Below are 21,536 nucleotides of genomic sequence, written 5' to 3' on the forward strand. Positions count from 1 at the left end.
TTATTTAATATAGGAACTCCAGGACAAATGCTATTTGGAGGATTTTGTTCTATAGCTACAGGGTTAACTTTAGACTTACCAAAAGGAATATTAGTACCAGTAGTAGTACTTGTGGGTATTCTTGGCGGTGCAATATGGGGAATAGTTCCTGGAATATTAAAAGCTAAATTTAATGTTCATGAAGTAGTATCATCTATAATGATGAACTGGATAGCTTATTGGATAGTTTATTATATGGTTCCACAGTATTTTAAAGGAGAATTTTTAGAAACTGAATCTAAAATGCTACCAGAAGCAGCTACTTTAAAAGTACAATGGCTTTCAGACATATTTAAAGGTTCATATATAAATTTAGGGATTTTCTTAGCAATAATAACAGTTTTAATAATATGGTTTATTTTAAATAAGACTGTTTTAGGATATGAATTAAAAGCAGGTGGATTTAACAGATTTGGTGCTGAATATGCAGGGATGCCTGTTAATAGAAATATTGTTATTTCAATGATGATAGCAGGAGCTTTATCAGGACTTGCAGGAGCAATACAATACACTGGTAATGCTAACATAATGCAAATTGGAGTTATGCCAAGCCAAGGCTTTGATGGTATAGCAGTTGCTTTACTTGGAGCAAGTAATCCAATTGGAGTTATGTTCTCATCATTATTCTTTGGAGTACTTTATGTAGGTAAAGGATTTATGAATGCTGCTGTAAAAGTACCACCAGAACTTGCAGATACTATAATGGCTACAATAATATACTTTGCAGCAACTAGTATGGTTATGGATAAGGTAATTAAGTGGTTTAAGAAATCAAAAAATAAAGGAAAAAAAGATAATTCAAATGAAAGGGTGGTGGAAAAATAATGTGGAGTATAATTGAGCAAGTTTTTCCATATGCAATTTCTTATACAATTCCTTTACTTATAACTGCTTTAGGAGCACTTTATTGCGAAAGAAGTGGAATTGTAAATATAGGATTAGATGGACTGATGATAGTAGGTTCTTTTGCAGGGGCTTTAACAGTTTCTAAATTACAAGCAAATGGTGTAGCTGGAGCTTTATGGATAGGACTTTTAGTAGCAGTGTTAGTTGGAATTTTATTTTCATTACTACATGCTTTTGCAAGTATAAATTTAAATGCAGATCAAGTTATTAGTGGTACAGCTATAAATATGATAGCTGGAGCTTTAACTATATTTTTAGCAAGAAATATTACTGGTAGTGGTAATATAAGAGTTACTAATGGATTTATTCCAAAGGATATTCCAGTATTGTCTGAAATTCCTGTTATTGGTCCACTATTTTTCACCAAGACTTATATAACTACATGGTTAGTATTGTTAATTTTAATATTAAGTATATTTATATTATATAAAACAAGCTTTGGATTAAGACTTAGAGCTTGTGGTGAGCATCCTCAAGCAGCTGCAGCAGCTGGAGTTAGTGTGTTTAAAATGAGATATTTAGGAGTTATGATATCAGGTGGTATGTCAGCTTTAGGTGGAGCTATAATGCTTTTAACTTTTGCTGGAGAATTTAATGGAAGTGTTGCTGGTCTTGGATTCTTAGCCTTAGCAGCTTTAATATTTGGACAGTGGAGACCACTTGGAATATTAGGAGCAACATTCTTCTTTGGATTTGCATCTACTATTGCTAATGTATCACAAGCAATACCATCATTAGCTCAAATACCAGGTGTTTTATTAAAAATATTCCCTTATGTTGTGACTTTAATAGCATTAGTGTTATTTTCAAAATCATCTCAAGCTCCTAAGGCAGCTGGAGAACCTTTTGATGCAGGGAAAAGATAAATAAATATTTTTATAAAGAGGTTGTTTTTAACAACCTCTTTATATTTAATTATAGAAGTAATAATAGCAAATTTAGAAATAAATTAGTATAATGTATATATTAAGCAATAAGCAATATAAAATTTAAGGGGGAATTGAAATGAAAAAGGTCAGAATTGCTTTGTTGGGGCTAGGCAATGTTGGACGTGGCGTTTGGAAGATATTAAATTCAAACAAAGAAGAAATAATGAAAAGATCAGGTTACGAAGTAGAGGTAGCCAAAATACTAGTAAGAGATAAGAATAAAGATAGGGGTTTTGAAGTTCCCAAAGAAATACTAACTACAAACTTTAATGATATTATAGAAGATGATTCTATAAAAATAGTAATTGAAGTAATTGGTGGGATAGAACCTGCAAGGGAATATATGCTAGAGGCTATGGCAAGAAAAAAGCATATTGTTACAGCAAATAAAATGCTCCTTGCAACTGGTGGAGATGAGCTTTTTGAAAAAGCGGATAAAGAAGGGGTTATGTTCCATTATGAAGCAAGTGTAGCAGGAGGTATTCCAATAATAAATGGAATAAATGAAAGTTTAACAGCTAATAAAGTTGAGAGGTTATATGGAATAGTAAATGGAACAACAAATTATATCTTAACTAAGATGGATCATGATGGTTTAAACTTCAATGATGTATTAAAGGAAGCACAAGAAAAAGGTTATGCGGAAGCAGACCCAACATCTGATGTAGAGGGATATGATTCTCAATATAAACTAGCTATACTATCATCTTTAGCTTTTGGAACTAAAATAAAAGTGGAAGATGTTTATAGAGAAGGTATAACTAAAATAGAGTCTATAGATATAGAATATGCAAAAGAATTTAAAAGAGTAATAAAGCTTCTAGCTATTGTAAAAGATAATGAGGGAAGCTTAGATCTTAGAGTGCATCCTACTATGATACCAGAAACTCATCCCTTAGCTAATGTTAATGATGCATTTAATGCAGTTTTGATTAGAGGTAATGCTGTAGGTGATTTAATGTTTTATGGAAAGGGTGCAGGTGATTTACCAACAGGAAGTGCAGTAGTTTCAGATATTGTATCTATATTGAGAAGTAATGTAGATATATATAATTTAAACCCAGTAGTTAAGAACAACTTGTGGGAAAAGGAGTCTTACGATATTAATGAGATCAATAGTAAGTATTATATTAGATTAACAGTAGAAGATAGAGTAGGTGTGCTAGGAGAAATAACTTCTGTTTTCGGAGGAATAAATGTTAGTTTAAGATCTGTTATACAAAAGGGATTAGAGTTAGAAAATGAAAATAAAGTTACACTAGTATTAGTTACTCACACTTGTAAAGAAGGGAATATAAGAAAAGCACTAGAAAGTGTATGTAAGTTAAATTCAGTATATAAGATAAATAACTTAATTAGAATGGAAGATTTTGAATAAAAATGCTCGCATTTTTATTCTTACATAATAGAAGAAACATAGGAGAAAAAAATGAGTATAAAATCAATAAATAGTAATCAAGCAGAAAATTTAATAAAAAACAATAAAGATTTAGTTATTTTAGATGTTAGAAGACCTAATGAGTTTAAAGAGTCAAGAATAGTAAATTCAATAAATATCCCAGTAGAAGAAATAGAATGGGAAGTAGGAGAATTAGAAGAATATAAAGATAAACCTATTTTAGTATATTGCAAGGTAGGAGTAAGAAGTAGTGTTGCATGTACTTTTTTAGAAGAAGAAGGCTTTAATAACCTATATAATTTAAGAGGTGGGATATTAGACTTTAATGGTGAAATTGAATAATATTTATTGTAATTAATAACTATTGTATATAATTTAAAATATTTGTATAAAATAAAAATGTAAAAAAATTTGACAAGAATAAATAGGCATGTTAAAATAAGTGATGTATTTAAGTAGAAACAGCCGTTTCTCACCTTACGGCAAAGCTTAGTAGGGTAATTGGTTTTGTAATAATTACTAGTTATACAACTAGTTTTTTATAAGTACTAGAGGACGGCATAATATGTCCTCTATTTTTGTTGTGTTTTTTATTTAAAATTTTGGAGGTGACCAGATATAAGTAAGGATTTTACTTGTAATGAAGCAATAAGAGTTAAGGAAGTTAGATTAATTGATGCAGATGGTGCTCAATTAGGCGTAGTTCCGACAAAGGAGGCTCAAAATTTAGCAGAAGAGAAAGAATTAGATTTAGTAATGATTTCTCCAGGAGCTAATCCACCAGTATGTAAGATAATGGATTTAGGAAAGTATATTTATGAGCAATCTAAAAAAGAAAAAGAAGCAAAGAAAAAGCAAAAAGTAACTACACTTAAGGAAATAAGATGTAGTTTAACTATTGAAGAAAATGATATCGCAATAAAAGCAAAAAATGCTAGAAAGTTTTTAGAAGACGGCGATAAAGTTAAAATAACAGTTAGATTTAAAGGAAGAGAAGCACAATTAGGACATATAGGACAAAAGATTTTAGAAAATTTTGTTTCTAAGTTAGAAGATGTTTGTGTAGTTGAAAAGCCTGCAAAACATGAAGGTAGAAATATGACAATGGTTTTAGGGCCAAAAAAAGCATAACTTGAGAGGAGATTAGTATCATGCCAAAAATGAAAACCCACAGAGGTGCAGCAAAAAGATTTAAGAAAACTGGAACTGGAAAACTAAAAAGAGCTAAAGCTTTTAAGAGTCATATATTAACTAAGAAAAGTTCAAAGAGAAAGAGAAACTTAAGAAAAGCAGCTTATGTTTCAACTACTCAAGAAAAAGCAATGAAGAAATTATTACCATACCTATAATAGAAAGGTTTTTTAGGAGGATTAAACATGGCTAGAGTTAAAAGAGCGGTAAATTCACGTAAGAATCATAAAAAAGTATTGAAGCTTGCTAAAGGTTATTACGGTGGAAAGAGCAGATTATTCAAAACTGCTAATGAATCAGTAATAAGAGCTTTAAGAAACGCTTACGTAGGAAGAAGATTAAAGAAGAGAGATTTCAGAAGACTTTGGATAGCTAGAATAAATGCAGCTACAAGAATGAACGGACTTTCATATTCAAAATTTATGAATGGAATCAAATTAGCTGGAATAGATATGAATAGAAAAATGTTATCTGAAATAGCTATAAATGATCCAAAGGCATTTGCTGATTTAGTAGAATTAGCAAAGAATTCTTTAAAGTAGTTTATAACTAATAGATTGTAAGAGTAGTCTATAGGACAGAATTATCTGTTTTATAGACTTTTTTATTATTTAAGAAATTACAATAGAAATTTTTACATAATGTTAAAAAAATAAAAGAACAAAGAGGGTATAATAGAGATATAATAAATAATAGTAACATATGCCATAAAGAGGGGATTAGTATGAAGATAGGGTTAGTTTTGTCTGGGGGCGGAGGAAAAGGTGCTTATGAGCTTGGGGTTTGGAAGGCGTTGAAGGACCTAGGTGTTGATAGATACATAGATGTTTTTTCTGGTACGTCAATAGGTGCATTTAATGCTGTTTTATTTGCTCAAGATAATTTAGAAGCTGCTGAAGCTTTATGGGAAGAAGTAACCATAGAGAAGCTTATTCCTATAAGCAAACTTGATTTATTAAAAAGAGGAATAGGACTTGTAATAGGTAGTAAAAATTTAAATATTGCAAAAAAGTATTTAAATCAAAGGATTGAAGAAGGAGCAGTATCTAAAGATGGTGCAAAAGAGATTATAGATAAGTATTTAAATATAGAAAATGTTAAAAGAAATAATAAAATATGTTATGCTGCATGTACTGAATTACCTAATTTCAATGTTAAGTATTTTAAAGTAAATGACTATGAGGAGAATTTAGGAAAAGATATTGTGATAGCATCAGCATCTTTACCATTAATATATGAAGCAACGGAAGTAATGGGAGAAAAATATATTGATGGGGGGATTTCTGATAATACACCTATTCAACCAGTATATGGAGAGGGATGCGATATAATTATTGTTGTCTTATTATCCAAGGAAGCTAGGATAGATAGAGCCTTGTATCCAAATACTCATATCATTGAGCTTTATCCTAGAAATTTAAATGAGAGTGTAATTAATGGGACATTAAATCTAAATGATGAAGCAAAAAAAAATAGGATAAAAGAGGGATATGAAGATACTATAAGACTTATGGAACCTATTATGAAAATTACTGAATATAAGATGAAAACAGAAGAAGAAGAAAAGTATCCAAGGTTATATAAGTTATATAAATCTATTAAGAAGCTTATATAACAGTATTTCTTTAATTTTTAGTGGACACACGTAACTTTGTTATGACTAGTAAATTGGTGAATAATAAGTTTACGTATGTCCATTTTTTATAACTTTGAGTTAAATAAATATAATATAATTGCCATTAGCTTTAGCTTATTTTATATTCATAAGTTAAGCCTTCATATATAAATTCTTTTTGGTTAATATTTAATAAATCGCTAGGCTTAGTTAGACTAGGGATTTTATCTGAGTCATAAATATTACTTTTAATTAGTAAGTGAGAAACAAATTCAGAACAAAAATATCTATTACTTCTTTTTATAGGTTTATTTATTATTACCCCTATTAATCCTAGAAGGCTATACTTGTACTTTTTTTGATCTTTTAAGAATTTTTCAAGTTCTTCTTTTAGTAGAAGATATTGTTTATTACTTACTTGAACTCTATAAATAATACATTGACTATTTTGGAACTTTTTATATACGCCATCCTTTAGATTTTCTTCAACTAGACCTCCTATAAAGGGATTACTAGGAAATACTCGTCCAAATGAATACATTTTTTTAAAAGATTCATCAAAGCTTAAGGATACATGTACATATTTATCTTTTGTATAATAATTAATACATTTTGCTAACATTGTTCCAGTATTAGAAAATACTAAATAAATATTTTTCTTGTTCATAATTAAAAATCATCCTCCAATAATATAATGAAAAGATAAATACATATATGATTATATAATATAAATCTTAATATATCCTTAACAATATATAAAAAATATTAAAAACATTAATAGATTATATATAAATTATTAATTAAATATTAATGAAATATAATAATCTATGAGCTTTTAAGTAAAAATAGAAATATATAAATGATATAATTTATTATAGTATATAATGAAGAGGTGATGATTTGAAGAGAAATGCAATGCAAAGAGAATTTAAAAAATTAAAATCTCAAATTAATCATATAGAGGAAATTGCTCATAATTCAAAGGTAGGTGCTTTAATAGAGCAGGAATCTTCTCTTAGGAAGAAGATAAGACAACTTATAGACATGGAAAAGGAGGGCTTAAAAGAATATTCAGATGTTAGGGAAAGATACGAAGAGCTTCTAGAGTATATTTCTAAAAGACTATTAGATGATTATAATAAAAAAAATAATACTGATTTTGACTTTTACCAAGTTATTAGGGGAAATTACAATAGTTTTATTAACTCAGGATTTATGTCAGTATTGACAAAGCATCATATACCTAAGATAGTTTCAAAAGAATTTGAAGAAAACTTTCCTGAAAATCCTAAGGATGAGTATAAACTAGCAAGGAATATAGAAAGAAAAGTTTATATTCATCTAGGTGAAACTAATACAGGAAAGACTTTTACAGCTATGGAAAGGTTAAAGGAAGCAAGACAAGGAGTGTACTTATCTCCACTAAGAATATTAGCTTTAGAGAATTATGAAAAGTTAAATAATAGTAATATAATCTGTAATCTTTTAACTGGAGAAGAGGAAATAATAAAAGAAGTTGCAACTCATACTTCATGTACAATAGAAAAAGTAGATATAAAAAAGGAATATGATATTGCTATTATTGATGAAATTCAAATGATAGATGATTCCCAAAGAGGTGCTGCTTGGACTAGAGCATTATTAGGATTAAGATGTAATGAACTTCATATTTGTGGAGCCTTAAATGCTAAAGAAATAATAGAAAAAATATTAGAAGATTGTAATGATGAATATGAATTTAAAGAATATAAAAGAAGTATTCCTTTAGAAGTAGAAGATAAAAACTTCAGTTATAGTTATGTGGAAGAAGGGGATGCAATAGTTGTATTTTCTAAGAAGAAAGTTCTACAAATTGCTAAGCAATATTCAGAGCAAGGGATAAAAACAAGTATAATTTATGGGGATTTACCTCCAGAAGTAAGAAGAAAACAATATGATATGTTTATTAATAAAGAAAATAAGATTCTAGTAACTACAGATGCTATAGGAATGGGAGTTAATTTACCTATAAAACGAATAATTTTCTTAGATATACAAAAATTTGATGGAGAAGAAATAAGAAGTTTAACATCTCAGGAAGTAAAGCAAGTTGCAGGAAGAGCTGGAAGAAAAGGGATATATGAAATTGGATATGTAGCTACAGTAAGAGATAATCAAAAATTTATTAAGGAAAAGTTAGAAGAAAAGGATAAACTAATAAGAAAAGCTGTATTAGGACCATCTGAAGCAATATTAAATATAAAAAGTTTACCATTAAATGAAAAATTAGCGTTATGGGCTACTAGAGAAGATGTTTTAGATTATTATAGAAAAATGGATATAAATGAATATTTAATTATTTTAGATAGAATTAAAAAATATAAATTGAAAGAGAAAATACAATGGGAGCTTTTAAAAATTCCTTTTGATATTTCTAAAGATGAACTTATGGAAACCTTCTTAGGATACGTGGAAGAATTATTTATATTAAAAAACAAAACTATAAGTAAACCTCAATGCTTCAAGGGAAATTTAGACGAACTAGAAATATACTATCAAAGAATAAATATGTATTACTCATTTTGTAAGGTATTTAAACTAGAATTTGATTTTAAATGGATATATGAGGAAAGAATTAAAGTAAGTGAAGACATAAATGAAATACTAATTAGGCTATAATCTGTGGTATAATGTACTAAAACCAATCCTGAAAGGAAGAGATAAATGGAATATATATTTAGTTTTGATGAAAAAGAATATGTTTTAGGAAAAGATAATTTAGAGTATTTTGTAAATGATGAAGAGCAAGAACTTAAAGGAATAGATCCTAATAAAATATTAGAATTACTTAAAAATAGTGATGAAGTTGATTTTCAAAATGCATATTATGAAAGTTGCTGTAGTAACTGTAAAGCTGGTAAGGAAGAAAAAAAGAAAGTATTTGACTTCTTAGAATATTATTTTTATGTTTATGGTAAAGATAATAATTTTGTAACTAGTAGTATAGACTCTGAATATGATAAAAAATCCTTTACTAGATTAAATAGAGAAGGAATAGTAGATAAGAGTTATATGGTAACTGTAATAGTATGTAAACATTGTGGTACTTATGCAGTTGAAATAGAAGAGTTTGAAGTTTAATGTAAAGTATACGTATTAAAATTTTATAAGGGTATAAAATACATTTGAAAGGATGTGTTGTTATGCCAAAGAATACAAAAACAGAAACTCCAAAGCAAAAAGGGCAAAGAAGACAAAGATTGCATAAAAATCAAAATAATGTAGGCAATGATAAAAATAAATCTGAGTATACAGATTTTGATGGAAATCCAATTTAATAGAAGAGCTGTGAAGCAGCTCTTTTTTGTTTTTTAATATTTAAGAAAAAATTACAAATGCTTTTTATTAGTAATAAAAATACAAAATTATGGTAATATTTATGGTAGTAAGAATGAGAGGAGTGTAGCTTTGAAAAAATATATTAATATAATACTAGGTATTATTATGATTTTGTATGTCATAATAATAAACTTAATATTTGGTAAAATAACTTTTAGTGAATTTTTTTTAGTTATAGGTATTTTATTTATTATCTATCATTTTATAAAAAATAAAGCTAGTAAAATTATAAGTAAAAATAGAAAAATAAAAGCAGTAGTAAATATATTTAGGTTTTTGATTTCAATAGGAATAATAATATTTATAGTTATTGAAGCTATAATAATAGTTTTTCCAAAGAATAATGATGCATATTCAAGTTATATCATTATACTAGGAGCAGGAGTAAAGGGGGAAACTCCTAGTTTAACTTTATCTGAAAGACTTGAAAAGTCAATTGATTATATAAATAGTCAAAATAAAGATATCAAAATCATAGTTTCTGGTGGAAAAGGAAAGGGAGAAGATATATCTGAAGCTGAAGCTATGAAAAGATACTTATTAAAAAGTGGGATAAAAGAAGAAATAATTAAAGAAGATAAATCTACTAATACAAGAGAAAATTTAATGTTTTCCAAAGAAATACTAGAAAACATTACGCATAAAGATATTGAAGATATAGATGTAAAAATAATTACTTCAGATTTTCATGCTTTTAGAAGCAATTTAATTGCTAAAAGCCTAGATTATGAAAAGAGTAACTTTTTAACTAATAGAACTTTACCACTTTTAATGCCAGTTATGTATTCAAGAGAATTTTTTGCAATAGGTAAATATTTTTTAATAGAAATTATACAGAAAATTTATTAAAATGAAGGTAAATTTTGCTTTATGTAGAATATAAACATTAGATAAATTATTTATATAAAAATAAAACATAAGAGAATAGGCTTTAGGGGGAAAAATAATGAATAAGATTACAGAATGTTCTATAATTATTAAAGATGATTTTAATAACATTTTTTTAGTGAGAAGAAAAACTAAAAAAAATCAACCAATATTATGGTACACTGTAGGAAGAAAACTTAAGGGAAGAGAAACAGAAGAAAAGTGTATCGCAAGGGCTGTTAAAGATGATTTAAAATCTATAGTTTTTAATATCGAAAAGATAGGAGAAACTATCATTGATGAAACATTGGGTGAAGCTTCATCAGTTTATATAGGAGAACTTAAAGAAAAAGTTGTATATGGAAATGATATAGCTGAAGGAAAGTGGGTTAGTTTAAAAGAAGTGAATAACTATGATTTAGCAGATGGGGAAAAAGAGAAAATTTCACTTTATGTAAATAAGTATTAAAAGTTTCCTTTAATTTTTAAGAGTGATATGTAATGGGATTATGATTTGGAAAATCCAAATTATGAGTAAGATTATATATCGCTCTTTTTAATTGATAAAAAGTTAACTATTGACATAGACATATATAATACTTATGATGTAAATATAAATAATAAATCATTTGTTTAGAGAAGATATCTTTACTCATTTGATTTCATTAGAAGTTAAATAAAAAAGTTGTCTAACAAAAAAGAGAAATCTGATTTGAAAGAGAATAGAAATAGTGTATTAATAATAAAGGTTATGATTATCATGTCATAGCTTATTTTAGAGAGCAATCATATCTTTTATTATTAATATATAAGCCTATTTTCTTTTAAGAAAATAGGCTTTTTTTCTTTATAAAATATTTTTTATATCTTTATATAGACTTAATGACTTTGGATATTAATTTTGGGGGGATAGAAATGAAAATAGCCGTAATAAGTGCAATTTTAGAAGAACCTAGTAAGTGTAACTCAATGTTTAATGAGGTTGTAGCAAACTTCAGAGGTAGTATTAAAGGAAGAATGGGAATACCTTTAGAAAATGAAACATCTATTATTTCAATAGTTGTAGTAGGAAGTTTAAATGAAATTAATAGCTTAACGGGAAAATTAGGGAATATAGAAGGTGTAACGGTAAAAACAGCTATAAGTAAAAAGGAAGTAGGGGAATAGCCTACTAACATTATTATGGAGGTATAATATGAAAATTAAAGATATTATAGACAAGTTATACAATGAAAATAATGCTAGCAGGGAGGAACTTTTATTTTTACTAGACAATTTAACAGAAGCTGATAAAAAATATTTAGTTGAAAAAGCACATGAAACTAGAATGAAAAGCTATGGAAATACTGTATATATGAGAGGGCTTATAGAGTTTACTAATATATGCAAAAAGAATTGTATTTACTGTGGAATAAGAAGAGAAAATAAAGATGCAGATAGATATAGATTAACCTTAGATGATATTTTAGAATGTGTAGAAATCGGTGATAGACTTGGATATAAGACTTATGTGCTTCAGGGTGGAGAAGATGATTATTTTACAGATGACAGAATGATTGAAATAATTAAAGAAATAAAAAAGAAATATCCTAAAAATGCTATTACCTTATCCTTAGGGGAAAGAAGCTATGAATCATATCAAAAAATGTTTGAAGCTGGTGCTGATAGATATCTTTTAAGACATGAAACAGCAACTAAAGAGCTTTATGAATCTCTTCATCCAGGTGCAAGTTTTGAGGAGAGAAGAAAATGTTTAAGAGATTTAAAGGAAATTGGTTATCAAGTGGGGGCAGGATTTATGGTTGGGCTTCCTAATCAAAGTAATAGTGATTTAGTTAATGATTTACTTTTTGTAAAGGAATTTGAACCTCATATGTGTGGAATAGGTCCATTTATACCACATAAGGATACACCATTAAAGGATGAAAAAGCTGGAACTGTAGAAATGACTACGACTATGCTTGCATTAGTTAGATTATTACTTCCAAATGTCCTATTACCATCTACTACTGCTCTTGGAAGTATAGATCCAATTGGTAGAGAAAAGGGTATTAAGGCTGGAGGCAATGTAGTAATGCCGAATCTTTCTCCTACAAGTGTAAGAGAAAAATATTCTTTATATGATGGAAAGATATGTACAGGAGATGAAGCTGCAGAGTGCAGAAAATGTATTGAAGGAAGAATAAACAAAGCTGGTTTTAAGGTTGAAGTTACAAGAGGAGACAATATAGCATGGGCTAAAGATAATGGCCACTATAAAGTTGCTAAAGGCAATATTCAACTTGAAAATATACAATTAATATAATTTTTAAAGTGTAGGGGTGTTTTATATGTTTATTGATCATGAGTATATTGAAAGAATTTTAGAAAATGCTAAAGGAGCTACAAGAGAAGATATTAAGGCGGTTTTAGAAAAAGCTAAAAAAAGAGATGGATTATCTTATGAAGATATTGCAATATTACTACAAGTTGAAGATAAAGATGATTTAAATGAAATTTTTAAATTAGCTGGTGAAATAAAAGATTCTATTTATGGGAAAAGAATAGTTATTTTTGCTCCATTGTATGTTAGTGATTATTGCGTAAATAATTGTGTTTATTGTGGATATAAGAGAACTAATGATTTTTGTAGAAGAAAATTAACTATGGAAGAGGTATCTGAAGAAGTTAAGATATTAGAAAAAATGGGACATAAAAGATTAGCTTTAGAGCTTGGAGAAGATCCAGTAAATGCACCTATAGATTATGTTTTAGAGTGTTTAAAAACTATTTATGAAACTCAAAATGATAACGGAGAAATAAGAAGAGTTAATGTAAATATAGCAGCTACAACTGTAGAAAATTACAAAAAACTCAAAGATGCAAAAATAGGAACATATATTTTATTCCAAGAAACTTATCATAAGCCAACTTACGATAATATGCATCCTAAATCATTAAAAGGCGATTATAATTATCATTTAACTTCTTTTGATAGAGCTATGGAAGCAGGAATAGATGATGTAGGTGCTGGGGTATTATTTGGACTAGCTGATCCTAAATTCGAAGTTATAGGACTTATGATGCACAATAAGCATTTAGAAGATAAATATGGTGTAGGATTCCATACAATATCTATGCCTAGATTAAAGCCAGCATCAGGAGTGACCTTACAAGAATTCCCGCATTTAGTAGATGATGAAATGTTTAAAAAGTTGGTAGCAATTATAAGAATTGCAGTTCCATTTACAGGAATAATAATGTCTACTAGAGAAACAGCAGAAATGAGAAGAGAGCTATTAAAATATGGAGTATCTCAAATAAGTGCTGGATCAAGCACTGGAGTTGGTGGATATAAAGAAAGGGAAGAAGGAAGAGAAACTCTTCAATTTAAGACTTCAGATGACAGAACGCCTTTAGAAGTTATTAAATCAGTTTTAGATGATGGATATATACCAAGTTATTGTACAGCTTGCTATAGAAGAGGAAGAACTGGAGAAAGATTTATGAAGCTTGCAAAGAGTGGAGAAATTCAAAATGTTTGTGAGCCAAATGCAATGACAACTCTTCTAGAATTTGCAATAGATTATGGTGACAAGGAAATATTAGAAAAAGCTGAAGAAGTTATAAAAATTGAAAAAGAAAGAATTAAGAGAAAAGACATTAAAGATTTACTAGAAAAGAACTTAGAGAGATTAAAAGCAGGTGAAAGAGACCTATATTTATAGGAGGTATTAAATGAATTCAACACCAAATGCAAATAGAAAGCACATTGCCATTTATGGTAAAACAAATGCTGGAAAATCATCTTTAATTAATAAATTTTTAGGTCAAGAAGTTTCTTTAGTTTCTGAGAAAGAAGGAACTACTACTGATCCAGTTCAAAAGGCTATGGAGCTAATACCTGTAGGACCAGTTTTATTCATAGATACGGCAGGATTTAGAGATGAAAGTAGCCTTGGTAAAATAAGAGCCAAAAGGACATTAGATGTATTAAAAAGAACGGATGTAGCAATATATGTGTTAAGTGCTATAGATATAGATTTAGAAGAATTTAAAAATGTAAAAAGAAGTTTTAAAAAATATAATATACCATACATTGTAGTTATTAATCAGATAGATAGACTAGGTGAATCAGAATTATTATTACTAAAAGAAAAATATAAAGAATATTTATTTTTATCTTCATTAACTGGAGAAGGTATTGAAGAGTTAAGGGAAAATATAATTAAAGTTTTAAAGGAAGAGGAAGATGAATTACCTATAGTAGGTGATTTACTTCCTTATAATAGCAAAGTAATAATGGTAGTTCCAATTGATTCAGAGGCTCCAAAGGGAAGAATAATATTACCTCAAGTACAATGTATTAGAGATTGTTTAGATCATGGAATTAAGAGTTATGTTGTAAGAGATACTGAATTAAAGTCAGCTTTAGAGGATATAAAGGATATTGATTTAGTAATAACAGATTCTCAAGCTTTTAAAGAAGTTGATAAAATTGTTCCAAAGAATATTAAATTAACTAGTTTTTCAATGTTATTTGCAAGACAAAAAGGTGATTTTGAAGAATTTATAAGAGGAGCATTTAAAATAAAAACATTAAATAAAAACTCCAAAATATTAATCGCTGAAAGTTGTACTCATAATGTATCTCATGAAGATATAGGTAGAGTTAAGATACCTAAGCTAATTAATAAATATGTTGGGGCAGAATTAAGTTATGATTATAGTATATTTCATGATTTTCCTGAGGATATAGATAAGTATGACCTAATAATTCATTGTGGGGCATGTATGATTAACAGAAAGACTGTTTTAAATAGAGTAAGAGAATGTAAAGAAAAAAAAGTTCCTATAACAAATTACGGTATAGTTTTAGCATATTTAAATGGAATATTAGAAAGAAGTTTATCTTTGTTTAACATTAATATTGATGATATAATATAAAAGTTAAATTTAACAAAGGAGAAAAGGGGGATGTAAAGTGAAAGATTTACTTATAGAATCTAATAGATGTTATCTTTGTAAAAATCCTAGATGCCAAGCAAATTGTCCAATAAGCACTCCAATTCCAATGGTTATAGACTTATTTAAAGAAGGACAAATAGCCAAGGCTGGAGAAGTACTATTTAAAAATAATCCATTATCTTTAGTTTGTTCAATAGTATGTCCTCATGAGGCTCAGTGTAAAGGGAATTGCATTAGAGGAATTAAGGATGAACCAGTAAGATTTTGTGATATAGAAAGACATATATCAAAGTACTATTTAGAAAATATAAGATTAGAAAAAGAGGATACTTTAGAAGAGAGAATTGCAATAGTAGGAGGAGGTCCTGCTGGAATAACTATTGCCTTTATATTAGCTCAAAAGGGATATAAGGTTACGTTATTTGATTCTCATGATAAGATTGGTGGGGTATTAAGATACGGTATTCCAGAGTTTAGATTACCCAAAAGTATATTAGACCATTATGAAGAAAGATTAATAGAGTTAGGTGTAAAAATAAGACCTAATACTTTAATAGGTCCAGTAATTACATTAGATAAGCTTTTCTATGATGGATATAAGGCTGTATTTATTGGCACAGGTGTTTGGAATCCAAGAACTTTAAATATTAGAGGAGAAAGCTTAGGCCATGTACATTATGCAATTGATTATTTAAAATCACCTGATACCTATAAATTAGGTAAAAAAGTTTGTGTAATTGGAGCTGGAGATGTTGCTATGGATGCAGCAAGAACAGCTAAAAGAAATGGAGCAGAAGAAGTATCAATACTTTATAGAAAAGGGATGGAAAATATTCCAGCTACTAAAGCTGAATTAGATGGTGCTATTTCAGATGGAATTAACTTTGAGTTATTTAAGTCTCCAATAGAATTACTAGATGAAGGTGTAAAATATATCGAAACTAAAAATGAAGTAGATGAAAATGGGAAAATTAATACTGTAAATATTGATGGAAGAGAAGGCGTATTTGAGTGTGATTCAATAATAATAGCAGTAAGCCAATCTCCAAAGAATAATATAGTATCAAATACAACGGGTCTAGAAACAAATAAGTGGGGATTATTGCTAACAGATGAATTTGGGCATACTACAAGAGAAGGAGTTTTTGCTTCAGGAGATGTAGTAACTGGTGCCAAAACTGTTGTAGAAGCAGCAACTCATGCAAAATTAGTAGCCGAAGAAATAGAAAAATATTTAACTTCAATAAAATAAAATTTTAAATATTAACAAAAGGTTGTCCTACGGACAGCCTTTTAATTATCTAGAAAATTATATATTTTTATAAAATCTATTTACAATGTAACAATGTTACGATAATATAAATAGTATAAAAGTGAAATGAAATTATTATTTATAAAAGTAAATGTAACAATGTTACGTTGGAGGGAATTATGTTAGAAAATAATATTAATATTGAAGGAATTGGAAGTATACGAGAGGGGCAGTACGAAGCTATAACAATAGATGGAGTAGGAACTATCCAAGGAGATATAAGTGTAAAAAGAATTGAAGTTAATGGGAAATCAAAAGCTTTAGGGAAAATAAGTTGTAATGAAATGGATGTGAATGGATATTGCAAAACTAAAGGAATAATTAAAGGTAAGTTTCTTGAGGTTAATGGAAGAGTAAATTCAAAAAAGGAAGTTAGCTTTGATAATATAAAAGTAAGTGGAGAACTTTTTGTTAATGGAAATTGCCAATGTGAAGATTTATATTTAGATGGAAGAATGAAAATATCTGGCCTTTTATCAGGAGATAATTTAGATTTAAATATATCAAAGGTAAATGAAATAAAAGAAATTGGTGGAGAAAAGGTATCTGTAAAAAAGAATAAAACAATTTATAAGCTATTATTTTTTTCTAAAGAAAGAAATGCAAAACTAATATGTGATGAAATAGAAGCAGATGAAATATATTTAGAAAATACTTATTGTAATATTGTAAGGGGGAGAAATATTACAATTGGAGATGGCTGTGTACTTAATAAAATAGAGTACACTGGTGAAATAAATATAACTGGAAAATCTGAAATAAAAGAAAAAGTATATTTATAGGAGATATGTTATGAATGATTATGATACAAAAATATTAGGAGATGGAACCATTGGTTCAGGTAAGTATAATAATATAAAAATTATGGGGAACTGTACTTCACTAGGAGATATAGAATGTTTAGATATAACTGTAATGGGAGATGGAGAATTTAATGGCGAAGTAGATGCTAGAAATGTAAAAGTAATGGGGGATTCAACTTTTAATAATGATGTAAAATTAAAAGAATTTAATATATATGGAGATACTACTTTAAATGGGAGAGGAATTATTGAATCATTAAAAGTTAGAGGAGATTTTAAAGGGAAAAAAGATATCGAAGTAAAAGAAAATGCAAAAATTTTAGGCGATATGTCTTTAGCAGAAGGGTTAATAGGAAAAAATATCAAAATTTTAGGTGATGTAAAAATAAAAAAGAACTTAATATTTGATGATATTAATATATTAGGTTCAATGAAGGTGTTAGGAAATTGTGAAGGAAATAATTTTTATAATAAGGGAGAAGTGAAAATAGAAGGACTGCTCTCAGCAGATAAGATTGAAATAATACCAAAGAGGACTAGTAGGATTGAAGAAATTGGTGGAAGTGAAATAATTATTAAAAAATCTGGCTGGATTGATATTGTAGATGGGAAGGTATTTTCAAAATTAATTGAAGGAGATACAATAATATTACAAAATACTGTATGTAATATAGTAAGAGGACAGGATATAACTATTTTAGAAGGTTGCTCTATAGATAAAATAGAGTATACTGGAAAACTAACTGTAGATAAAAATAGCAAGGTAGGCGAAGAGTTATGCTTGAGGAATTAATATCAAAAAAAGAACTTTTAGAGTTAACAGGAATATCTTACGGGCAACTTTACAGATGGAAAAGGAAGGAACTAATACCTGAAGATTGGTTTATTAAGAAAAGTGTATCAACAGGCCAAGAAACATTTTTTCCGAAAGAGAAGATAATAGAAAGAGTTAATAAAATTTTAGAATTAAAGGATGAGGCATCTTTAGATGACTTAGCTTATAGATTTTCTAATAATATAAAGGACATAAAAATAATCAGAAAATATTTGCTAAATATTATTTCCGAAGAAATAATTTTAAGATTTGAGGAAATAATTGATGTAAAAGAAATATATGAAGAAAATAATATTTTTGCATTATTTTTATATAAAAGACTTATTAATTTAGGAAGTTTAAGTCTTCCTGAAATTAAGGAAATCATTTTATTAGCTAATAAAGACTATAAAAAATTAGATAATAAGGAGTATGAGCTAGTAATAAAGAGAAAGTTTGGAGTTTGTTACTATTACTTAATAGTTGATAAAGTAAATATATTTGAAGATAATCAAGCTATAGAAGTAGATAGAATTAATATTAGTAAATTAATAGAAGAAATAAAAAAAATTATAGGGTAACCTATAATTTTTTTTATATATTAATATTTTGAATTTTCATATATAATAGATATTGAAAAGGATTTACAAAAGGGTGATGTATATATGGTAGCAATAGTAGAATTATTAAAGGACTTATGTGAAGAAACAAAATTAAAACTTAGAGTATTAGATGATGGAAATAATAAATTATTTGATAATTTACCATTAAATGAGTCTAGTATTACAAGAAGATTCTTTGTAAATGGAAAAGCATTTAAAATAACTTTAGAGCAAGATAATATAAAATTAATACCTATGGTTGAATATCTTATTAATAAGTTAATAATAAATGAAAATATTATTGAAGAGCTTATAGAAGGTAAAAAGCAGTGGGATGCTTTAGAAGAAAACATTATTAAAAATGCCAGCAAACTATTACTTATAGAAGTTAATAATAAAAATGAGGCTTTAGATATAGTAAATAATACTTATGATAATGGTGAAGTATATGTTGGAGAAATATATGATAGAATAATAATTTTAGGAGATTTAGAAGAGGAATTAGATCATGCTTTATCTTTGAAAGGAACTATAGATGAGGTTTTAGGCGTAAAAGCTAAAGTCAGTATAGCTAATTTAGATAAAAGCTTTGAAGGGTTTATTAAAGGATATAGAGGAGCTGTACAAGCTTTGAATATTGGCAACAAATTTAAAATTAAACCGGAAGTTTATAATATAAAAGAAATGTATTTAGAAAGAGCAATATTTAACTTGTCTAAGGAATACTCTCAAGATTTAATGTCAGAGTATAGAGATATATTTAATGGATTTAATCATGAACTCATCCAAACCTTAGAAGAAGTTTTAAAATGTGATTTATCTTTGACAAAAGCAGCTAAAAATTTATACATTCATAGAAATACGTTAATGTATAGGATAGAAAAAATAAAGAAAGAAACTGGATTTGATATACGTAATTTTAAGGAAGCAACCTTTTTATACATATTATATATGAATAGTAAAGTGATTTATTAAAAGGAGGGTATATGAAGAAAAGGATTATATGGTTAATTATAACTATATTGATTTTAGCTATTGGAGTATTTATATTTTTTCGAGAATCAGCATCTATTGATTTAAATGGTAAATGGTATCTTTATACTGGAAGTGATATTCGTTATGATGAAAAACCCATAGATAAATTAAACTCTCTAGATTATATACAATTATCAGGAGGGAAATTTTATGAAAGTAGAAAAGATGGAAAAAATGGAGTTTCAGGATTCAGTATTAAAGGGAAAAAGATGTATGCGGGAGATGGTATATTTACTTTTGAAGTTGAAGAAGTAAATGGAGAAAAGATACTACACTTAAATCATGTTGGAAATAGAATAGGTAAAAAAGAGTATAAAGAAATAACTGGAATTAAATCAATATATATTAAGGAAAGTTCCAATATAAAATTTGATTAATTATAGTAAAAGATATATTATATTTATAAAAATATCATATTACTTAAGACTTTCTAAAATATAGTCTAAGTTAATATGATATTTTATTTTTTTTATATATAGAAAAATAAACCTAAAAATCCTGTTATTAAAATTATTGTTAGTGGATTAAATTTATATTTTCGTAATAAGAATAGAGAAATAGAAAAAACTATTGCAGCTATTATATTAAAGTTATTTAAGCTTCCTTGCAATGTGCTCCTTCCAAGAAGAGCTATTATAATTATTGTTGAGGCAGAAGCTGTAATAAGACCGATAGAAGTTGAACGAAGCCCTTTTAAAATATTTGAAATTTCCTCTACATCATTATGCTTTTTAAAGAAGTTAAATAAAAATATAGAAAGAAAAACTCCGGTAATAACACAAGCAAATGTAGCAACTATTGCACCTAAGGTTCCTGCAATTCTAATTCCAACAAAAGTAGAGGCATTAATAGATAATGGACCAGGAGTCATTTGTGAAATAGTAATTATATCAGTAAATTCTTGAATAGTTAACCAACCAAATTTATTAACTATTTCTTCTTGAATAAGTGGCATAATTGCATATCCACCACCTATACTGAAGGAACCTATTTGCCAAAAGGTAATAAATAAAGTTATAAGAAGTTTAATCATTTCTAATATCACCCAACCTTCTTTTTTTAATATAAGCTTGTCCAAAACTAAGAACTGCTCCCAATAGGATTATAAAAAGCACATTTACATTAAAAAAGAAGCTAGCTACAAAGGAAAAGGGAACTAAAATAGATAAAAGAAAGTTTTTTTCTTTAAAAACATCTTGACTCATATCTATAACTAAATCCACAATAGTAGCTGCAACCCCAGCTTCCATTCCTTTCAAAATTGCAGATATAACAGTATTGCTTCTAAATGCTTCATAAAATATAGAAATTACTGATAGTATTAATAATGGTGGTAAAACAGTACCTATGCACGTTATTATAGCTCCTAGTTTACCAAGTAATCTATATCCTATTAAGGATGATAAATTAACAGCAATAGCACCAGGAGATGACTGAGCAACAGCAGCCATATCTAATAATTCATCGTTAGTTAATAATTTCATGTCTTCAACTAAATATTTTCGAAGTAAAGGTATAATAACATAACCGCCACCAAAGCTAAAACAACTAACAGAAAATGTAACCTTAAAAAGCGAAAAATATAGTTTTAAATTTTTGTAATTCATAATTATCCTCCCTTTAAATTCCAACCCTCTAAGATAGTATATACTATAGACCAAATATAAGTAAAATAGTATAATTTTATATAATATATAAA

At 27.7% G+C, this 21,536-nt stretch carries 26 protein-coding genes; 23 read left to right on the forward strand and 3 right to left on the reverse strand.

Annotated elements, in window-relative coordinates; genetic code table 11:
* The 8 genes from BN6774_RS07465 to BN6774_RS07500 all read left to right on the forward strand — a co-directional run.
* A partial coding sequence (locus tag BN6774_RS07465) for an ABC transporter permease (protein ID WP_066892015.1) occupies window positions 1–864 on the forward strand: 864 nt, incomplete at its 5' end.
* Window positions 864–1,811, forward strand: a complete 948-nt coding sequence (locus BN6774_RS07470; RefSeq protein ID WP_066892018.1) for an ABC transporter permease — start codon at window positions 864–866, stop codon at window positions 1,809–1,811. The genes BN6774_RS07465 and BN6774_RS07470, both read left to right, overlap by 1 nt.
* A gap of 139 nt (window positions 1,812–1,950) precedes the next feature.
* Window positions 1,951–3,252, forward strand: a complete 1,302-nt coding sequence (locus tag BN6774_RS07475) for a homoserine dehydrogenase (protein ID WP_066892021.1) — start codon at window positions 1,951–1,953, stop codon at window positions 3,250–3,252.
* Between the two features lie 51 nt (window positions 3,253–3,303).
* Window positions 3,304–3,615, forward strand: a complete 312-nt coding sequence (locus tag BN6774_RS07480) for a rhodanese-like domain-containing protein (protein ID WP_066892024.1) — start codon at window positions 3,304–3,306, stop codon at window positions 3,613–3,615.
* A 276-nt stretch (window positions 3,616–3,891) separates the two neighbouring features.
* Complete coding sequence (gene infC, locus BN6774_RS07485) at window positions 3,892–4,404, forward strand: translation initiation factor IF-3 (protein WP_066892027.1); 513 nt, start codon at window positions 3,892–3,894, stop codon at window positions 4,402–4,404.
* Window positions 4,405–4,424: 20 nt separating this feature from the next.
* Complete coding sequence (gene rpmI, locus BN6774_RS07490; protein WP_016206790.1) at window positions 4,425–4,622, forward strand: 50S ribosomal protein L35; 198 nt, start codon at window positions 4,425–4,427, stop codon at window positions 4,620–4,622.
* Window positions 4,623–4,649: 27 nt separating this feature from the next.
* The gene (gene rplT / locus BN6774_RS07495; RefSeq protein ID WP_066892030.1) at window positions 4,650–5,006 is read left to right on the forward strand and encodes a 50S ribosomal protein L20; all 357 of its coding nucleotides are present in this window, start codon (window positions 4,650–4,652) and stop codon (window positions 5,004–5,006) included.
* Between the two features lie 182 nt (window positions 5,007–5,188).
* Window positions 5,189–6,079 carry a patatin-like phospholipase family protein gene (locus tag BN6774_RS07500; RefSeq protein ID WP_066892033.1) on the forward strand — a complete coding sequence of 297 codons (891 nt, stop codon included), beginning with the start codon at window positions 5,189–5,191 and terminating at the stop codon, window positions 6,077–6,079.
* Between the two features lie 130 nt (window positions 6,080–6,209).
* Here BN6774_RS07500 and BN6774_RS07505 read toward each other — a convergent pair whose 3' ends face one another.
* The gene (locus tag BN6774_RS07505) at window positions 6,210–6,746 is read right to left on the reverse strand and encodes a hypothetical protein (protein WP_066892036.1); all 537 of its coding nucleotides are present in this window, start codon (window positions 6,744–6,746) and stop codon (window positions 6,210–6,212) included.
* A 233-nt stretch (window positions 6,747–6,979) separates the two neighbouring features.
* Between BN6774_RS07505 and BN6774_RS07510 the strand changes: the two genes are divergently transcribed.
* From BN6774_RS07510 to BN6774_RS07575, 15 genes are all read left to right on the forward strand, one after another.
* On the forward strand, window positions 6,980–8,737 hold the full coding sequence (locus tag BN6774_RS07510; RefSeq protein WP_066892039.1) for an SUV3 family DEAD/DEAH box RNA helicase: 1,758 nt from the start codon (window positions 6,980–6,982) through the stop codon (window positions 8,735–8,737).
* Between the two features lie 45 nt (window positions 8,738–8,782).
* Complete coding sequence (locus BN6774_RS07515) at window positions 8,783–9,199, forward strand: DUF3785 family protein (protein ID WP_066892041.1); 417 nt, start codon at window positions 8,783–8,785, stop codon at window positions 9,197–9,199.
* A gap of 62 nt (window positions 9,200–9,261) precedes the next feature.
* The gene (locus BN6774_RS18955; RefSeq protein ID WP_268873132.1) at window positions 9,262–9,396 is read left to right on the forward strand and encodes a clostri-philic family protein; all 135 of its coding nucleotides are present in this window, start codon (window positions 9,262–9,264) and stop codon (window positions 9,394–9,396) included.
* A 130-nt stretch (window positions 9,397–9,526) separates the two neighbouring features.
* On the forward strand, window positions 9,527–10,306 hold the full coding sequence (locus BN6774_RS07520; RefSeq protein WP_066892045.1) for a YdcF family protein: 780 nt from the start codon (window positions 9,527–9,529) through the stop codon (window positions 10,304–10,306).
* 97 nt (window positions 10,307–10,403) lie between these two features.
* Complete coding sequence (locus tag BN6774_RS07525) at window positions 10,404–10,793, forward strand: NUDIX hydrolase (protein ID WP_066892049.1); 390 nt, start codon at window positions 10,404–10,406, stop codon at window positions 10,791–10,793.
* Between the two features lie 446 nt (window positions 10,794–11,239).
* On the forward strand, window positions 11,240–11,491 hold the full coding sequence (locus BN6774_RS07530) for a TM1266 family iron-only hydrogenase system putative regulator (protein WP_066892052.1): 252 nt from the start codon (window positions 11,240–11,242) through the stop codon (window positions 11,489–11,491).
* Between the two features lie 28 nt (window positions 11,492–11,519).
* Window positions 11,520–12,629, forward strand: a complete 1,110-nt coding sequence (gene hydE, locus BN6774_RS07535) for a [FeFe] hydrogenase H-cluster radical SAM maturase HydE (protein ID WP_066892055.1) — start codon at window positions 11,520–11,522, stop codon at window positions 12,627–12,629.
* A gap of 25 nt (window positions 12,630–12,654) precedes the next feature.
* The gene (gene hydG / locus BN6774_RS07540; protein WP_066892057.1) at window positions 12,655–14,031 is read left to right on the forward strand and encodes a [FeFe] hydrogenase H-cluster radical SAM maturase HydG; all 1,377 of its coding nucleotides are present in this window, start codon (window positions 12,655–12,657) and stop codon (window positions 14,029–14,031) included.
* 10 nt (window positions 14,032–14,041) lie between these two features.
* Complete coding sequence (hydF, locus tag BN6774_RS07545) at window positions 14,042–15,250, forward strand: [FeFe] hydrogenase H-cluster maturation GTPase HydF (RefSeq protein ID WP_066892061.1); 1,209 nt, start codon at window positions 14,042–14,044, stop codon at window positions 15,248–15,250.
* A gap of 37 nt (window positions 15,251–15,287) precedes the next feature.
* Window positions 15,288–16,523, forward strand: a complete 1,236-nt coding sequence (locus BN6774_RS07550; protein WP_066892064.1) for an NAD(P)-dependent oxidoreductase — start codon at window positions 15,288–15,290, stop codon at window positions 16,521–16,523.
* 179 nt (window positions 16,524–16,702) lie between these two features.
* Window positions 16,703–17,365, forward strand: a complete 663-nt coding sequence (locus BN6774_RS07555; RefSeq protein WP_066892067.1) for a hypothetical protein — start codon at window positions 16,703–16,705, stop codon at window positions 17,363–17,365.
* Window positions 17,366–17,375: 10 nt separating this feature from the next.
* Window positions 17,376–18,179, forward strand: coding sequence for a hypothetical protein (locus BN6774_RS07560; protein WP_066892070.1), 804 nt, complete (start codon window positions 17,376–17,378; stop codon window positions 18,177–18,179).
* Window positions 18,164–18,781: a DUF4004 family protein gene (locus tag BN6774_RS07565; RefSeq protein WP_066892073.1), complete on the forward strand. Its 618-nt coding sequence runs from the start codon at window positions 18,164–18,166 to the stop codon at window positions 18,779–18,781. The genes BN6774_RS07560 and BN6774_RS07565 overlap by 16 nt, the downstream gene beginning before the upstream one ends.
* Before the next feature lie 84 nt (window positions 18,782–18,865).
* The gene (locus tag BN6774_RS07570) at window positions 18,866–19,777 is read left to right on the forward strand and encodes a PucR family transcriptional regulator (RefSeq protein ID WP_066892077.1); all 912 of its coding nucleotides are present in this window, start codon (window positions 18,866–18,868) and stop codon (window positions 19,775–19,777) included.
* An 11-nt stretch (window positions 19,778–19,788) separates the two neighbouring features.
* Entirely contained in the window at window positions 19,789–20,214 is a 426-nt protein-coding gene (locus BN6774_RS07575; RefSeq protein ID WP_066892080.1) for a hypothetical protein, read from the forward strand.
* Window positions 20,215–20,306: 92 nt separating this feature from the next.
* Here BN6774_RS07575 and BN6774_RS07580 read toward each other — a convergent pair whose 3' ends face one another.
* Window positions 20,307–20,870: a chromate transporter gene (locus BN6774_RS07580; protein ID WP_066892083.1), complete on the reverse strand. Its 564-nt coding sequence runs from the start codon at window positions 20,868–20,870 to the stop codon at window positions 20,307–20,309.
* Entirely contained in the window at window positions 20,863–21,444 is a 582-nt protein-coding gene (locus BN6774_RS07585) for a chromate transporter (RefSeq protein ID WP_066892086.1), read from the reverse strand. Before BN6774_RS07585 ends, BN6774_RS07580 begins: the two co-directional genes overlap by 8 nt.
* Window positions 21,445–21,536 lie beyond the last annotated feature (92 nt).

The sequence above is a fragment of the Clostridium nigeriense genome (assembly GCF_900086595.1).
In the GTDB taxonomy this organism is placed as follows: Bacteria; Bacillota; Clostridia; order Clostridiales; family Clostridiaceae; genus Clostridium; species Clostridium nigeriense.

Coding starts and splice junctions, on each gene's coding strand:
- BN6774_RS07470 (WP_066892018.1), top strand. CDS start 864: ATGTGGAGTATAATTGAGCAAGTTTTTCCATATGCAATTTCTTATACA.
- BN6774_RS07475 (WP_066892021.1), top strand. CDS start 1,951: ATGAAAAAGGTCAGAATTGCTTTGTTGGGGCTAGGCAATGTTGGACGT.
- BN6774_RS07480 (WP_066892024.1), top strand. CDS start 3,304: ATGAGTATAAAATCAATAAATAGTAATCAAGCAGAAAATTTAATAAAA.
- rpmI (WP_016206790.1), top strand. CDS start 4,425: ATGCCAAAAATGAAAACCCACAGAGGTGCAGCAAAAAGATTTAAGAAA.
- rplT (WP_066892030.1), top strand. CDS start 4,650: ATGGCTAGAGTTAAAAGAGCGGTAAATTCACGTAAGAATCATAAAAAA.
- BN6774_RS07500 (WP_066892033.1), top strand. CDS start 5,189: ATGAAGATAGGGTTAGTTTTGTCTGGGGGCGGAGGAAAAGGTGCTTAT.
- BN6774_RS07505 (WP_066892036.1), bottom strand. CDS start 6,746: ATGAACAAGAAAAATATTTATTTAGTATTTTCTAATACTGGAACAATG.
- BN6774_RS07515 (WP_066892041.1), top strand. CDS start 8,783: ATGGAATATATATTTAGTTTTGATGAAAAAGAATATGTTTTAGGAAAA.
- BN6774_RS18955 (WP_268873132.1), top strand. CDS start 9,262: ATGCCAAAGAATACAAAAACAGAAACTCCAAAGCAAAAAGGGCAAAGA.
- BN6774_RS07525 (WP_066892049.1), top strand. CDS start 10,404: ATGAATAAGATTACAGAATGTTCTATAATTATTAAAGATGATTTTAAT.
- BN6774_RS07530 (WP_066892052.1), top strand. CDS start 11,240: ATGAAAATAGCCGTAATAAGTGCAATTTTAGAAGAACCTAGTAAGTGT.
- hydE (WP_066892055.1), top strand. CDS start 11,520: ATGAAAATTAAAGATATTATAGACAAGTTATACAATGAAAATAATGCT.
- hydG (WP_066892057.1), top strand. CDS start 12,655: ATGTTTATTGATCATGAGTATATTGAAAGAATTTTAGAAAATGCTAAA.
- hydF (WP_066892061.1), top strand. CDS start 14,042: ATGAATTCAACACCAAATGCAAATAGAAAGCACATTGCCATTTATGGT.
- BN6774_RS07555 (WP_066892067.1), top strand. CDS start 16,703: ATGTTAGAAAATAATATTAATATTGAAGGAATTGGAAGTATACGAGAG.
- BN6774_RS07560 (WP_066892070.1), top strand. CDS start 17,376: ATGAATGATTATGATACAAAAATATTAGGAGATGGAACCATTGGTTCA.
- BN6774_RS07565 (WP_066892073.1), top strand. CDS start 18,164: ATGCTTGAGGAATTAATATCAAAAAAAGAACTTTTAGAGTTAACAGGA.
- BN6774_RS07570 (WP_066892077.1), top strand. CDS start 18,866: ATGGTAGCAATAGTAGAATTATTAAAGGACTTATGTGAAGAAACAAAA.
- BN6774_RS07575 (WP_066892080.1), top strand. CDS start 19,789: ATGAAGAAAAGGATTATATGGTTAATTATAACTATATTGATTTTAGCT.
- BN6774_RS07580 (WP_066892083.1), bottom strand. CDS start 20,870: ATGATTAAACTTCTTATAACTTTATTTATTACCTTTTGGCAAATAGGT.
- BN6774_RS07585 (WP_066892086.1), bottom strand. CDS start 21,444: ATGAATTACAAAAATTTAAAACTATATTTTTCGCTTTTTAAGGTTACA.